The following is a 13796-nucleotide window of genomic DNA, read 5'->3' on the forward strand; positions in this document are numbered from 1 at the left end:
CATGGCACCGATGTCGCGTCGCGCAATGATCGTCGGCTCGATTGCGGCGACGTCGGCGACGGTGCTCGGGGTGGCGGCCTGCTCGTCAGGCCGTGACTCCGAGGAGGGCAGTCGGGACGCGACGGCGGGTTTGCGCGAACTCGAGGTGGCCAACAGGGCGCGCATCGGCGTCTACGCCCGCGACCTGCGGTCCGGCAAGACGGTGGTCCATCGCCCCGACGACTCGTTCGCGATCTGCTCGACCTTCAAGGCCTACCTCGTGGCGCGTGTACAGCAGCTGGTTGAGCGCGATGAGCTATCGCTGGCCACACGGGTCTACGTCGACCCGGGTGAGATCAAGACGCACTCGCCGGTGACACAGCGTTACGCCGGCGGACCGGTGGACATCGGGGTGCTGTGCCGTGCTGCGGTGCAGGAGAGCGACAACACCGCGGCCAATTTGCTGCTGCGGGCCATCGGCGGCCCGCCCGGGTTGACCGCGTTCGCCCGCAGCATCGGTGATGAGCGCACCCGACTCGACCGCTGGGAGACCGAATTGAATTCGGCGATTCCCGGCGACCCTCGTGACACCTCGACGCCGGGCGCGTTGGCCGGCGGATTCACCGCGATCCTGGCCGGTGACGAGGTACTCGCCGTGTCACGGCGCCAGCAGCTGACCGACTGGATGCTCGCCAACCAGACCTCGTCGATGCGGGCGGGCCTGCCGGCGGGATGGACCAGCGCCGACAAGACGGGCGGGGGCGATTACGGGAGCACCAACGACGTCGGCCTCGTGATGGGCCCCGACGGTCAGCGTGTGATGGTGGCGGTGATGATCCGCTCCACCGGTGACAACCCGGAGGTGCCCGGCTACCGACCCCTCGTCGGCGAGGTCACGAGAGCGGTGCTGGCCGACGTGACGGGCTAGAGGATTTCGTACTTGATGTCGGTGTCGCGCCGTGTGGTCGCGGCCGCCGTCGCCGGGTGCACCGCGATCAGGCCCAGTCCGGCACGACGCCGGCATACCGCGGCCAGCTCCGCGTAGGCGGCTGCGCCCACCAATTCGGTCAGCTCCGGCGCGTAGGACTCCCACACCTGTTGGGCACCGACGTGCGCATCCGGCGACCCCGAGCAGTACCACTGCAGGTCGTGGCCGCCCTCGCCCCAACCGCGCCGGTCGTACTCGGTGATGGTGTCGACCAGGATCTCCGTGCCGTCGGGTCGGGTCTCCCACTCCTGGGTGCGCCGCACCGGTAGCTGCCAGCAGACGTCGGGTTTGACCCGCAGCGGTTCGATGCCGTTGCGCAGCGCCATCGCGTGCAATGCGCAGCCCGGGCCGCCAGGGAAGCCGGGGCGGTTGAGGAAGACGCAGGCGCCGTCGTGAACCCGGGTTTTCAGCGTCGGTCCGTCGTCGTCGGAATCCTCGACCAGATATCCGTCAGGCCCGAGGGGGTCGGGGCCCCCGCCGAACTCGCGCAGCTGCCAGTCGTCGGGTCCCAGCAGCGCCACGCCGGCCACCAGCCGCTCCCGGTCGTCGGCATCGGATAGGTAGGCCCCGTGCGTGCAGCAGCCGTCGTCGGGGCGCCCGGCCACGATTCCCGCGCAGGCCGGGGTGCCGAACACACACGTCCAGTGCGAGCACAACCAGGTCAGATCAGCCCGGATCCAGTGTTCGGGGTTGTCCGGATCGGCGAATTCATACCATTCGCGCGGAAAATCCAGGTCGACTTCGGGCTGCACGCGTCCAACCTAATCCCCCGGGCGCGCCGCGGCGCTGCGGGCGTGGCGGGCGTGGCGAGTCGGTGCCCGCGGCGCCCACCCACTACCTTGGAGGCGTGCGACTAGGAGTTCTCGACATCGGCAGCAACACGGTGCACCTGTTGGTGGTCGATGCGCATCGTGGTGGACACCCCAACCCGATGAGTTCGACGAAGTCGGTGCTGCGTCTGGCCGAGCGCATCGACGGCGACGGCCGACTCGCCGACGATGCCGCAAAGGACCTCGTGGAGGCAGTCGACGAGTTCACCCGGATCGCTCATACCTCGGGGTGTGAACAGGTGATGGCGTTTGCGACGTCGGCGGTGCGCGACGCGACCAACAGCGACGAAGTCCTGGCCGCGGTGCTCGCGAAAACCGGCGTGGAGATCGGTGTCCTGTCCGGCCGTGACGAGGCCCGCCTGACGTCGTTGGCCGTGCGCCGCTGGTTCGGCTGGAGCGCCGGGCGGATCCTGGCCCTCGACATCGGCGGCGGGTCGTTGGAGATGTCCAACGGCGTCGACGAGGAGCCCGACGTCGCGCTGTCGGTGCCGCTCGGCGCTGGGCGGCTCACCAGGGACTGGTTGCCGGGCGACCCGCCCGACCGTCGTCGTATCAACGTGCTGCGCGACTGGCTCGACGCCGAGTTGAAACCGGTGGCAGCCGAACTCACCGCGGCGGGTATACCCGACCTCGCAGTCGGCTCCTCGAAGACGTTCCGCAGCCTGGCGCGGCTGACCGGGGCGGCGCCGTCCAGTGCCGGCCAGCGCGTGCAGCGGCGGCTGACCGCGAGCGGCTTGCGTCAGCTCATCGCGTTCATCTCGAGAATGACGCGGGCCGATCGCGCCGACCTCGAAGGGGTCAGTGCCGACCGTGCGGGGCAGCTCGTGGCGGGCGCGCTGGTCGCCGAGGCCGCGATGCGCGCACTCGATCTCGATACACTCGACATCTGTCCGTGGGCACTGCGGGAAGGTGTCATCCTGCGACGCCTCGACTCGGACGCTTTCGACGACGAACTCCCCAGCCTGGAGACGACCAGTGCAGGGAACGATTAGTGAGGTGCAATCGGCATGGCCAAGGATGAACCGGAGTCGCGGCCGATCCCGGTCTCAGAGCTGTTGGCGCGCCAGCGTGAGGCGAACCGGGCCAGCGCCGAGACGGGCGAGATCCCGCGCGTAGCATTCCCGCGCTCGGCGAATCCGGTGGCGCAGCGCGCCGTCCGCCCACAGGTGGACGAGGCGTCGGTAAGTGTGTCCCGCACCGCCAGCGGAATGCCGTCGTTCCAACCCGCGGTGCAACCGGAGTCGACGGGTGTGGTCGTCGACGCCGACAAGGCCACCGGCATCATCCCGGTCGTCGAGACGTCCGCGGAGATGGTGGTGGCGTCCGCTGAGACGACGCCGGTGACGGCTGCGGTGCCTCTCGGTGGGCCGCCGACCGGATCGTTCCTGCGGACCGACGAGGACGTCGATTTCGACGCATATCGCAACTTCGACGATGTGATCGCCGACGAGGGACCCAAGGAGGCCAAGCGCGGATTGTTCGGCCGGCGCAAGTCCACCGACGGCAAGGACAAGCAGCCCAAGCCCAAGGCCAAGGGCAAGGGCAAGGGTGCCAACGACAAGCGAGCCGCCCGTCGCGCCGCTCAGGCAGCGGCGCCCACGGCACCGCCACTGGTTCCCCCGGTAGTGCCGACCACACCTGCGGTGGTCGCTCCGGTGACACCGGCGGTTCCGGAGGTTCCCGGACCGGCACCCGCCGATGCCATGACCCAGTCGGTCCCGCGCACCCTCGCTCCTGATCCTGCCCCCGCCCCTGAGTCGGTCCCCGCGCCGGATCCGATTGTCGCACCGGCGCCGCCCGCGGTGATCGCACCGATCCCGCCGCAGAAGTCCGTCCCGGGTTCGACAGAGGTGACCGCTGCGTTGACGCCGGTCGAAGCCGACGACTTCTACATCGACCAGATGGTCCCGGTGGTGGACAAGCCACTCGTCGACCCGGTGACCGGGCGCTTCTCGCTCCCCGGCGCCGCGTCACGCACCGCGGAGCCGGCGGCGGACGATACCTACAAGCCGGCGATCACCCCGTCGCGCACGCGCCGGGCGGCCAATACCGAGGCCGATCCGAGCGTGGTCCCGGCCCTCGCCGTCGCACGCCCGGAACCCGAGGCCGACGCCACCACGGTGATCGCTCCCGTCGTGCCGGAGGCGAAGGTTAAGCCGTCGCGCCGTCGCGCTACCGCGGAGGACTCCGATACCGCCGTCGTCGACGAGGCTCCGCTGGCCTCCAAGCATTCGCCGCTGGCCCAGTGGCTGATCATCATCGGCCAGGTCATCGCCGGCCTCGCCCTGGGGGCGGGCGGTTTCTGGGGCTTCGTGCAGTTGTGGCGTTGGAACGTCTACTTCGCCCTCGTGCTGTCGGCGGTCGTCATCTTCGGCATCGTGACGATCGTGCACCTGGTTCGGCGGCGCCACGACTTGCCCACCACGTTGTTGGCACTCGGGGTCGGACTCTTCATCACCCTCGGACCACTGATCCTCCTGGCGACCTCGTGATTCTCGAGGAAGTGCCGGTCGGCCTGTCCACGGCATCGGTCTATCCGCAGAACATCGAAGCGGCGTTCGCCTACGCCGCCGATCTGGGGTACGACGGTGTCGAGGTCATGGTGTGGGGCGACCCGGTCAGCCAGGATGTGGGCCGCGTGGAGCGCTTGTCGCACGCCTACCAAATGCCGATCCTGTCCATCCACGCCCCGTGCCTGGTCATCTCGCAGCGGGTGTGGGGGCGCGACCCCATCGAAAAGCTGGCCCGGTCGGTGCGGGCCGCCGATGCCTTGGGTGCGCCGACCGTCGTCGTGCACCCGCCCTTCCGGTGGCAGCGCAACTACGTCGCCGCCTTCGACGACCTGGTGGGCGAACTCGAGTCCGACAGCGGCATCGCCGTCGCCGTGGAGAACATGTTCCCGCTGCGCGCCGATCGCTTCTTCGGTGCGGGGGAGCGTTCGGTGAAGCGACTGCAGGCCCGCGGTGGTACGGCGGGACTGTCCGCCTCGGCGTTCGGCAAGTCGATCGATCCGACCGATGAGGGCTACGCGAACTACACGTTGGACCTATCGCACACCGCCACGGCGGGCATGGACGCGCTGGCCATGTTCGAGCGGATGGCGTCGGGGATGAAGCACCTGCACCTCACCGACGGTGACGGCGCCGCGCACGACGAGCACCTGATTCCGGGCGATGGCAGTCAACCGTGCAGCGAGATCTGCCGGCGGATTGCGGCCAGTGATTTCGACGGGGCAGTCGTCCTGGAGGTCACGACCAGCAGTGCGCGCACCAAGCCCGAGCGTGCGGCCATGCTCGCCCGCTCCCTCGAGTTCGCCCGCACGCACCTGCGGCGCCCCGACGTGGCCGGGGGTCCGTTGCCTATCGGTGGGGAGGAGCGCCCGTGACGGCCGCCGCCCCGCTGCCGCCCACCCCGAGAATGGAGACCCACACATGGCCGAACGCGTAGCGATCATCGGCGGAGGCAAGATCGGGGAGGCGCTGCTCGCCGGTCTGCTGGCGTCAGGCAAGCCGACCCGGGACGTGGCGGTCGTCGAGCGCGACGCCGATAGGGCTGCGGAGCTCGCCGCGGAATACAAGGTGCTGGTCACCGACATCGCGACGGCGGCCGAGAACGCCCAGATCGTCGTCATCGCGGTGAAGCCCGACGCCGTCGACTCGGTGTTGGCCGAGCTCGGCAAGGTCGACGACAACAACGACGTCGAGCGCGTGACGGTGACACTGGTCGCCGGGCTGCCCGCCGCAAAGTACGAAAACGCCCTGCCGGCCGGGTCGCCGGTCGTGCGGGTCATGTCGAACATGCCGCTACTGGTGAACGAGGCGATGAGCGCCTTGTCCGCTGGCCGCTATGCCACCGAGGAGCAGGTCGCCGCGGTCAGCAACCTGCTGGGCTCCGTCGGCCAGGTCATGGTTGTGCCGGAGTCCCTCATGGATGCGGTAACCGCGATCTCGGGATCGGGTCCGGCCTATGTGTTCCTGCTCGCCGAGTCGATGATCGACGCCGGGGTCGCCCTGGGTCTGACGCGCGCTCAGGCGGCGGTGCTCGCCCGGCAGACGATTCGTGGTGCGGGGGCCATGCTCACCGAGTCCGGCATGACCTCGACGGATCTACGCGCGGCCGTGACGTCGCCCGGCGGTACCACGGCGGCGGCGATCACCGAGTTGGAGCGCGGGGGCCTGCGTTCGGCGATGTATTCGGCGACGGCGGCCGCGGCGGCGAAGAGTGCCAAGCTCAGCCGTCGATCAGAAGTTGAGAGTTCAACAGGTAACGGCGGCGACGGCCGAGACTGACCATCAGCGGTACGGACGCCGCAAACGCGCAGGTGGCTCGCCGCTCAGGCTACGCTCAGGCAACAAATCGACTTTTCTCTGCAACTCCCGTCGCTATTTTCACATCAGCCACGCTAAGCTTCCCTCAGCACGTGCGTGTCAGATGTCCGTCGGAGGGGAAGCCAACGGCCACGACTCGTGCTGTGAGAGGTATGAGTATCAATGGCACCTGCAGACTTGTCTGGTGACCGCAATGGTGGGAATGCGCCCGGTTCGCAGTTCCTCACCGTGGCCGAAGTTGCCGCGCTGATGCGCGTTTCCAAGATGACCGTGTACCGCCTGGTCCACAACGGTGAGCTGCCGGCGGTCCGCGTCGGCCGTTCGTTCCGCGTGCACGCCAAGGCTGTCCACGACTACCTGGAAACGTCGTACTTCGACGCCGGTTAGTCATCACGCGCGGTCACGACCGTGGCAATCCCCGACCGAGCCCTCGGCCGGGGTCTTGTCATGGCTGCTGACCGCGCAGAGTAGGTCTGCATCCCAGGCTCTGCGCCGCCCGCGAGGAGCCGATTAGGGCCGGTCATCGCACGACCGGTAAAGTGGCCTCATTCCCGCCGCGGCCCGCAGGCCCGGAAGAATGACCAAACGTTAGGAAGCTCCCCCATGGGTTCTGTGATCAAGAAGCGCCGCAAGCGCATGTCGAAGAAGAAGCACCGCAAGCTCCTCCGGCGCACTCGCGTTCAGCGTCGTAAACTCGGCAAGTAATTCCGCCGGACCACTCCAGAACGTCGTAGGGGGCAGCCATGGTGCAGGACACCGGTTCCGGGCCTACGCCGCCACGCGTCGTGCTCGTCACGGGCGCCTCCACGTTCTTGGGTGGTTACCTGGTGGCCCGGTTGGCCGCCAACCCGGACATCGAGAAGGTCCTTGCCGTCGACTCGCGCGTCCCGAGCAAGGCGCTGCTGCGCCGGATGGGGCGCGCGGAATTCTTGCGTCTGGACATCCGGCGTCCGACGATCGCCAAGACGATCGCCGCCCACAACGTGGACACCGTGGTGCACGCCGCAACGTCGGTGATGGACTTGTCGCCGCACTCGGCGGCGATCAAGGAGTTCAACGTCGTCGGCGCCATGCAGGTGTGCGCAGCATGTCAGCGCAGCCCATCGGTGAAACGATTGGTGCTCCGCTCGACTGCCATGGTGTACGGGGCGAGCGGCAAGGATCCCGCATTCTTCAGCGAGGGTGACCATGCGGTCCGTGAGCCGTCCAACGGGTACGGCCGGGACTTGCTCGACATCGAGGGCTACGCACGCGGCCTCGCCCGTCGCCGCCCCGATATCGACGTCACCATCGCCCGTTACCAGGCGATCCTGGGCCCGCGCATCCAGACCAGAATGGGCGCCTACCTGTCGGCGCCCATTGTCCCGTCGGTGATCGGGTACCAGCCGCGGTTGCAGTTCTTGCACGAGGAGGATGCGCTCGGGGCGCTCGAGCACATCACGCTGTCCGCGCCGTCGGGCACCTTCAACATCGCCGCCGACGGTGTGATCACGCTGACCCAGGCGATCCGCCGCGCCGGACGCATCGAACTACCGGTGCCCTCCGGCCTGGTCACACCCATCACCGGTGTGTTCGCCGATGTGCGATCGGCGCGCCTTCGATCGTCGCAGATGGACTACCTGACCTATGGCCGCGTCCTCGACAACACGCGGATGCGCACGCGCCTCGGGTTCGAACCGCGTTTCACCACCAGTGAGACGCTCGAGGACTTCATCGAGCGCGGCGCCTCCGACATGGTCGTCAGTCCGAATCGCTGGCGCGAGTTGGAGCAACGCATCGTGTCCACCGCACACCAGTTGCTATAGCGACCGGTGTGACTCCTGTGCGTCCTGAGGGGGCGCGTGGGATGTGACATTGACGACGGTCGTTGGCATCGCGGGCATCTGGCGCGGCGAACCCGTAAGGTTGGAGCAAGCGTTAGCGCGCTTTCCGTCCTGATCCAGCTATGCACCGTTGGGGGTGAATCCTTATGTCTGGTCGTCGCGCCTCTGATCCGCGCACGGCGAAGGTAATCCAGCTGTACTCGACGCCGGGTGGGGATCCCGCCCTCGACACCGCAGCGCGTCGGGCCTCGGGCAAGCAGCGCCACCCGTCGCAGGCCGGCGTCTCCGGACATCCCAACACCGATGGATTCGGGCGGGAGCCGGCCGAGGTCACCCCGATCAGCGACGACGCGCGGATCCACAACGAGTCCCTGGGCGTCGAACACGTCGGTCCGTCGAAGCAGAGCCCGCTGCTCAGCCTGAACGGGTTGCGCGAAGGGGTCGCCGACGCACTTGCCGGTACGGCCGGCTACATGCGTGAGCGCCTGTCGGGCGATTACGAAGTCGACGACTTCGGCTTCGACCCGCACTTCACCGAGAGTGTCTGGTTCCCCGCGATCCGCCCGGTGTACGAGAAGTGGTTCCGCGTGGAGGTCTCCGGCGCGGAGAACCTGCCCGTCGAGGGCGGCGCACTGCTGGTCGCCAACCACGCTGGCGCCATTCCGATCGACGCGCTGATGACTTCGATCGCCGTCCACGACAACCACCCGAATGGGCGGTTCCTGCGCATCCTCGCCGCTGACATGGCATTCGATTCGCCGGTGATCAGTGAGGTGGCGCGCCGGATCGGTGCGACGCTGGCCTGTGCGAGCGACGCCGAGCACCTCCTGCGCGACGGTGAACTCACCGCCGTGTGGCCGGAGGGCTACAAGGGCATCGGCAAGATGTACAAGGACCGCTACAAGTTGCAGCGCTTCGGGCGCGGCGGCTTTGTCACGACGGCGATCCGCACCAGCGCGCCAATCATCCCCGTGTCGATCGTGGGTTCCGAGGAGATCTACCCGATGCTCGGCGACCTCAAACCGGTTGCCAAGGTACTCGGCCTCCCGTACTTCCCGGTGACGCCGCTCTTCCCGTGGCTGGGCCCGCTGGGTGCAATCCCGCTGCCGTCGAAGTGGCACATCCACTTCGGCAAGCCGATCGCCACCGATCACTACGAGGATTCGGCCGCCGACGACCCGCTGGTCGTCTTCGACCTGACCGATCACGTCCGCGAAGAGATCCAGCAGACGCTGTTCCGCATGCTCAGCCGCCGCGGCAGCGTCTACTTCGGCTGACGACTGCGGCTCGCCACTTCAGCTGGCCGGCCGGCTCGATGGAGCTGGTCGTCGTCGGACCGGCTAGCCCTTGCGGCCGCGCCGTACCGCGGCGGCCGCGCCACCGCCGAGCGCCCCGAGAGCGATCGCCGTCGGCACGCCGTACTTGGCGGCCTTGCGCGCGACGCGGAAGTCGTAGCTCTCCCACCCGCGCACCTTCGCGATGTCTTTGAGGTCCGAATCTGGGTTGATAGCGACGGCGGTGCCGACGAGCGAGAGCATCGGGACGTCGTTGTGCGAGTCGGAGTAGGCGGTACACCGCTGCAGGTTCAACCCCTCGCGGATGGCCAGCGAGCGCACGGCGTGGGCCTTGCCCAGGCCGTGTAGCACGTCGCCGACGAGGCGGCCGGTGAAGATGCCGTCCTCGCTCTCGGCGACCGTGCCCAGCGCACCGGTCAGACCGAGGCGGTCGGCGATGGTCTGGGCCAGCTCGACGGGCGTCGCGGTCACCAGCCACACCTGCTGCCCGGCGTCGAGGTGGCGCTGGGTCAGTGCACGCGTTCCGGCCCAGATCTTGTCGGCGATGTACTCGTCGTAGATCTCCTCGCCCAGTGCGACGAGTTCGGCGGTGGGGCGTCCGGCGATGAACGACAACGCCTTCTCCCGGCCTTCGGCGACGTCCTCGGCGTTCTCCTTCCCGGTGACACGGAACTTGATTTGTGCCCACAGTGCGCCGGCGACGTCGCTGTAGGAGAAGTACTTGTGCGCGGCGAGGCCGCGGGCGAAGTGGACGATCGATGCGCCCTGTACCAGCGTGTTGTCGACGTCGAAGAAGGCTGCCGCCGTCAGGTCGGCACCGTCGGGCGGGGTCTGGGCGCGCTGCGCCAACGATTCCAGGGCGGCCTTGGCCGCCGCCTCGCCCGCCAGGTACTGCCGCACCTCCGCGGCGGTCTGGCGGAACCGTCCGCTGGCATGTGACACCCATTCCCGGAGGCGGTCGGGTTCGCCGGGGCCGTCGTCGGTTACCGTCACCGACTCGATCACCTCGACCCCGTCGGGTCCATCGCCCACGGCCACGATGTCGACCTCGTCGACGACCTCGGGAACGTCCGATTCGGTACCCGGCTGCGCACCGGCGTTCGGCTCGATATCCGGGTCCGTCCGGTCGGGCTCATCACTCACGTCGTCACTCCGATGTGTTCGCTGCGGCTGGCATGTTCAGGTTAACCACAATGGCAGACTGGTGGGCGTGAGTGAGACGCAGTCGCGGATCGTCCTGTTGAGTCGGGCCGGGTGCACCGCCTGCGCGGCGGCGCGCGCCGACCTGGACCGGATCTGCGGTGAATCGGGTGTGGGGTTCGACGAGGTCGACGTCGACGAGCGCGCGCAGGCCGGTGAACGCGAACTGCGCGCCGAGTACGGCGACCGGCTGCCTGTCGTGCTGCTCGACGGTGCCGAGCACAGCTATTGGGCTGTCGACGAGCCCCGGCTGCGCGCCGACTTGGGCATCGCCGGCTGAGGGAGCATCGAACGCGGGTGTACTCGCGCCGCCACCCCGTGCGCAGTGCCCCGGTCCACCGCCTAGATCGGCGACAGATACCCTGAAACCATGACGTCGCTGTCTCCAAGCAGACCGACCGCCAAGATCCCTGGCCCGTCGGTTGCCCGTTTGGCGACGTATCTGACTGCACTGCGCGACCGCGCGGCCCACGGTGTCACCGTCATCTCGAGCGCGGAATTGGCCAAGGCCGCGGGCGTGAACCCACTGATCCTGCGCAAGGACCTGTCGTATGTCGGCGGGCACGGCGTCCGCGGGGTCGGCTACCAGGTGCACAAGTTGATCGCGACGGTGTCGATGGCGCTGCACAGCGACTCCGCGCAGGTTGTTGCATTGGCCGGGGTCGGCGCGCTGGGGCGGGCGCTGCTCGCCCACACCGGGCGCGACCCCCGCTTCACCCTTGGTGCCCTGTTCGACGACGACCCTGGACTGGTGGGCGCCCGGATGTCCCCCGACGGTCCGGTGATCGCCCCGCTGCGCGACATCGGCGGTACCGCCGCCGACGGTGAGCCCTTCGACATCGGCGTCATCGCGACGCGCGACGACCTCGCACAGGAGGTCTGCGACGCCTTCGCGGCTGCCGGGGTGCAGCAGATCCTCAACGTGACGCCGGTGACGCTGGTTCCGGCCGAAGGTCTCTCGATCCGCCAAATTGACCTAGCCTTGGAACTGCAGCTGCTGTCATTCGCGGCGGCGGGGAACAGGTGAACCCATTGTGAGTGTGCTGTTGTTCGGCGTATCGCACCGCAGCGCCCCGGTCGGGGTGCTCGAGCGGTTGGCCGTCGCCGAGCACGATCGGCCGAAGATCGTCGACCGCCTGCTCGCGGCATCCGCGATCTCCGAGGCGATGGTGGTCTCCACGTGCAACCGCATCGAGATCTACGCCGTCGTTGACGCCTTCCACCCGGCGCTGGAGGCGGTGGGCGACGTCCTCGGCGAGCATTCCGGGCTGACCATCAATGAGATGACCGCGCATGCCTACGTGCGGTACTCCGAGGCCGCAGCCGAACACCTCTTCACCGTCGCAGCCGGGCTCGACTCGCTCGTCGTCGGCGAGCAACAGATCCTCGGCCAGATCCGCGGCGCCTACGCGAGCGCCGACGCCCATCGCACCGCCGGGCGGGTGCTCCACGAACTGGCCCAGCAAGCCCTGCGCGTCGGCAAGCGTGTCCACAGCGAGACCGGTATCGACCGGGCCGGTGCATCGGTCGTCTCCGTCGCGCTGCACCGAGCCCGCGGCGTCCTCGCCGCCGCGGGCACCGATCTGCGCCGCGGCGTCGTCCTCGGCGCCGGTGCCATGGGCGGATTGTCGGCCGTGCACCTCGCGCGCGAGGGCATCACCGAGCTGACCATCGTCAACCGCAGCGTCGAGAAGGCACAGCGGCTGGCCGACAACGTCGCCGCCAACCATCCCGGAGTGACCGCCGTCGGCGTGGGTCTGTCCGATCTGCCCGCGGCGATGGCCGGAACCGACGTCATGATGACGTGCTCGGGTTCAGTGGGCTCGGTCGTGTCCGTCGCCGAGGTGCACCATGCACTGGCAGCACGCACTGCCACCACCCCACTGGTCATTTGCGACCTGGGGCTGCCCCGCAACGTCGATCCTGCGGCCGGTCGGCTGCCCGGTGTCGAGTTGATCGATATCGAAGGACTGCGCGGCGACGAGGAGACGCAGGCCGCCGAGGGTGACCTGCTCGGTGCCCGCGCCATCGTCGCCGCCGAGCTCGCCGACTACCTCGCCGCCCAGCGCCGCGCCGAAGTCACACCGACGGTGACCGCACTGCGCCAGCGTGCCAATGAGGTCGTCGAAGCCGAGATCATGCGGTTGGAGTCACGGCTGCCGTCATTGTCGGATGCCGAACGTGACGAGGTGGCCCACTCCGTGCGCCGCGTCGTCGACAAGCTGTTGCACGCGCCGACGGTGCGCGTGAAGCAACTTGCGGCGACCGCCAACGGCGATCAGTACGCCGAGGCGCTGCGCGAACTGTTCGAGCTGCGCCCGGGTGCCGCCGAATCGGTGTCGGTGCCCGACGCCGAGGCGAGTCGGCTGCCTGACCCGGCACCGCCCCAGGACGGGCGTCAATGACCCGACCGCTGCGCATCGGCACTCGCGGATCGTTGCTGGCGACCACCCAGGCCGGCCACGTCGCGACGGCTCTCACCGAGGCTGGACACCCCGCCGAACTGGTCATCATCAAAACCGAGGGCGACATGTCCAGCGCCCCGGTCGCCGAGATCGGCGTCGCAGTCTTCACCACCGCGCTACGCGTCGCACTGCGCAACGACGAGATCGACGTCGCGGTGCACTCGTACAAGGATTTGCCGACGGCACCGGAATCCGACCTCGTCATCGCCGCCGTCCCGCCGCGTCAAGACGCTAGAGATGCGCTGGTCAGCGCCGGAAATCGGGTGCTCGGGGAACTTCCCGTCGGTGCCACCGTGGGGACCTCGGCGCCGCGGCGGGTCGCACAGCTTAGAGCATTGGGTCTCGGTTTGGAAATCCGCCCCCTAAGAGGCAACCTAGACACTCGGTTGGGCAAAGTCTCCAGCGGTGAACTCGACGCAGTCGTGGTCGCCCGGGCCGGGTTGGCCCGCATCGGCAATACGCAGGTCATTGCCGAGGCGTTCGACCCGGTGGTGCTGCTACCGGCGCCGGCCCAGGGTGCCCTGGCCGTCGAATGCCGCGTCGACGATGCCCAACTGGTGAGCACGCTCGCCACGTTGGACGATCCGTCCTCTCGTGCCGCGGTCGATGCCGAGCGCGCGCTGTTGGCGGCCCTGGAGGCCGGCTGCACCGCGCCGGTGGGGGCCTACGCAGAGGTCGTCGAGTCTCTCGACGACGACGGTCGGATCTTCCTCGAGCTGTCGCTGCGCGCGGCGGTCGCGGCCATCGACGGATCCGATGTGATCCGGAGTTCGATGGTCGGGCCGATCGAGCAGGCGGCCGACGTGGGGCGCGCGCTCGCTGCGGAAATGCTGGAGTCGGGAGCCGCATCGCTTCTGGCCTAGCTGACGAACTACCGCCCCGAGCGGG

15 protein-coding genes are annotated in these 13796 nt (G+C 68.6%); 13 read left to right on the forward strand and 2 right to left on the reverse strand.

The genetic code is table 11. The features are described 5' to 3' along the window. Position 1: 1 nt before the first annotated feature. Positions 2 to 907, forward strand: a complete 906-nt coding sequence (gene bla / locus B4L26_RS11765; protein WP_290719061.1) for a class A beta-lactamase — start codon at positions 2 to 4, stop codon at positions 905 to 907. Here bla and B4L26_RS11770 read toward each other — a convergent pair. After that, positions 904 to 1719, reverse strand: coding sequence for a hypothetical protein (locus B4L26_RS11770; RefSeq protein WP_290719062.1), 816 nt, complete (start codon positions 1717 to 1719; stop codon positions 904 to 906). The genes bla and B4L26_RS11770 overlap by 4 nt on opposite strands. 95 nt (positions 1720 to 1814) lie before the next feature. Between B4L26_RS11770 and B4L26_RS11775 the strand changes: the two genes are divergently transcribed. From B4L26_RS11775 to B4L26_RS11810, 8 genes are all read left to right on the forward strand, one after another. Beyond that, a complete protein-coding gene (locus tag B4L26_RS11775; RefSeq protein WP_290719063.1) occupies positions 1815 to 2789 on the forward strand; it encodes a Ppx/GppA phosphatase family protein in 975 nt (324 codons plus the stop codon). A gap of 15 nt (positions 2790 to 2804) precedes the next feature. Continuing rightward, positions 2805 to 4289, forward strand: coding sequence for a hypothetical protein (locus tag B4L26_RS11780; protein WP_290719064.1), 1485 nt, complete (start codon positions 2805 to 2807; stop codon positions 4287 to 4289). Then, positions 4286 to 5182 carry a sugar phosphate isomerase/epimerase family protein gene (locus B4L26_RS11785; RefSeq protein ID WP_290719065.1) on the forward strand — a complete coding sequence of 299 codons (897 nt, stop codon included), beginning with the start codon at positions 4286 to 4288 and terminating at the stop codon, positions 5180 to 5182. Before B4L26_RS11780 ends, B4L26_RS11785 begins: the two co-directional genes overlap by 4 nt. 46 nt (positions 5183 to 5228) lie before the next feature. Beyond that, positions 5229 to 6086 carry a pyrroline-5-carboxylate reductase gene (gene proC / locus B4L26_RS11790; RefSeq protein WP_290719066.1) on the forward strand — a complete coding sequence of 286 codons (858 nt, stop codon included), beginning with the start codon at positions 5229 to 5231 and terminating at the stop codon, positions 6084 to 6086. A gap of 201 nt (positions 6087 to 6287) precedes the next feature. Further along, complete coding sequence (locus B4L26_RS11795) at positions 6288 to 6512, forward strand: helix-turn-helix domain-containing protein (protein WP_290719067.1); 225 nt, start codon at positions 6288 to 6290, stop codon at positions 6510 to 6512. 216 nt (positions 6513 to 6728) lie between these two features. Continuing rightward, on the forward strand, positions 6729 to 6830 hold the full coding sequence (locus B4L26_RS11800) for a 30S ribosomal protein bS22 (protein ID WP_003402602.1): 102 nt from the start codon (positions 6729 to 6731) through the stop codon (positions 6828 to 6830). 38 nt (positions 6831 to 6868) lie between these two features. After that, complete coding sequence (locus B4L26_RS11805) at positions 6869 to 7930, forward strand: NAD-dependent epimerase/dehydratase family protein (RefSeq protein WP_290719068.1); 1062 nt, start codon at positions 6869 to 6871, stop codon at positions 7928 to 7930. 164 nt (positions 7931 to 8094) lie between these two features. Then, on the forward strand, positions 8095 to 9225 hold the full coding sequence (locus B4L26_RS11810) for a lysophospholipid acyltransferase family protein (RefSeq protein WP_290719069.1): 1131 nt from the start codon (positions 8095 to 8097) through the stop codon (positions 9223 to 9225). Between the two features lie 63 nt (positions 9226 to 9288). Here the strand turns inward: B4L26_RS11810 and B4L26_RS11815 are convergent, their stop codons facing one another. Continuing rightward, positions 9289 to 10386: an HAD family hydrolase gene (locus B4L26_RS11815; RefSeq protein ID WP_290719070.1), complete on the reverse strand. Its 1098-nt coding sequence runs from the start codon at positions 10384 to 10386 to the stop codon at positions 9289 to 9291. Positions 10387 to 10453: 67 nt separating this feature from the next. Here B4L26_RS11815 and B4L26_RS11820 point away from each other — a divergent pair, with 67 nt between their 5' ends. From B4L26_RS11820 to hemC, 4 genes are all read left to right on the forward strand, one after another. Next, on the forward strand, positions 10454 to 10723 hold the full coding sequence (locus B4L26_RS11820; protein ID WP_290719071.1) for a glutaredoxin family protein: 270 nt from the start codon (positions 10454 to 10456) through the stop codon (positions 10721 to 10723). Positions 10724 to 10813: 90 nt separating this feature from the next. Next, positions 10814 to 11470: a redox-sensing transcriptional repressor Rex gene (locus tag B4L26_RS11825; RefSeq protein WP_290719072.1), complete on the forward strand. Its 657-nt coding sequence runs from the start codon at positions 10814 to 10816 to the stop codon at positions 11468 to 11470. 7 nt (positions 11471 to 11477) lie between these two features. Next, positions 11478 to 12848, forward strand: coding sequence for a glutamyl-tRNA reductase (locus B4L26_RS11830; RefSeq protein WP_290719073.1), 1371 nt, complete (start codon positions 11478 to 11480; stop codon positions 12846 to 12848). Next, the gene (hemC, locus tag B4L26_RS11835; protein ID WP_290719074.1) at positions 12845 to 13771 is read left to right on the forward strand and encodes a hydroxymethylbilane synthase; all 927 of its coding nucleotides are present in this window, start codon (positions 12845 to 12847) and stop codon (positions 13769 to 13771) included. The genes B4L26_RS11830 and hemC overlap by 4 nt, the downstream gene beginning before the upstream one ends. Positions 13772 to 13796 lie beyond the last annotated feature (25 nt).

This window comes from Gordonia sp. UBA7599 (assembly GCA_002477755.1).
Lineage (GTDB): Bacteria > Actinomycetota > Actinomycetes > Mycobacteriales > Mycobacteriaceae > Gordonia.

Bases quoted from the DNA above. Each gene is read 5' to 3' on its own strand.
- bla (WP_290719061.1), top strand. From the start codon at position 2: ATGGCACCGATGTCGCGTCGCGCAATGATCGTCGGCTCGATTGCGGCG.
- B4L26_RS11780 (WP_290719064.1), top strand. From the start codon at position 2,805: ATGGCCAAGGATGAACCGGAGTCGCGGCCGATCCCGGTCTCAGAGCTG.
- proC (WP_290719066.1), top strand. From the start codon at position 5,229: ATGGCCGAACGCGTAGCGATCATCGGCGGAGGCAAGATCGGGGAGGCG.
- B4L26_RS11795 (WP_290719067.1), top strand. From the start codon at position 6,288: ATGGCACCTGCAGACTTGTCTGGTGACCGCAATGGTGGGAATGCGCCC.
- B4L26_RS11800 (WP_003402602.1), top strand. From the start codon at position 6,729: ATGGGTTCTGTGATCAAGAAGCGCCGCAAGCGCATGTCGAAGAAGAAG.
- B4L26_RS11805 (WP_290719068.1), top strand. From the start codon at position 6,869: ATGGTGCAGGACACCGGTTCCGGGCCTACGCCGCCACGCGTCGTGCTC.
- B4L26_RS11810 (WP_290719069.1), top strand. From the start codon at position 8,095: ATGTCTGGTCGTCGCGCCTCTGATCCGCGCACGGCGAAGGTAATCCAG.
- B4L26_RS11825 (WP_290719072.1), top strand. From the start codon at position 10,814: ATGACGTCGCTGTCTCCAAGCAGACCGACCGCCAAGATCCCTGGCCCG.
- hemC (WP_290719074.1), top strand. From the start codon at position 12,845: ATGACCCGACCGCTGCGCATCGGCACTCGCGGATCGTTGCTGGCGACC.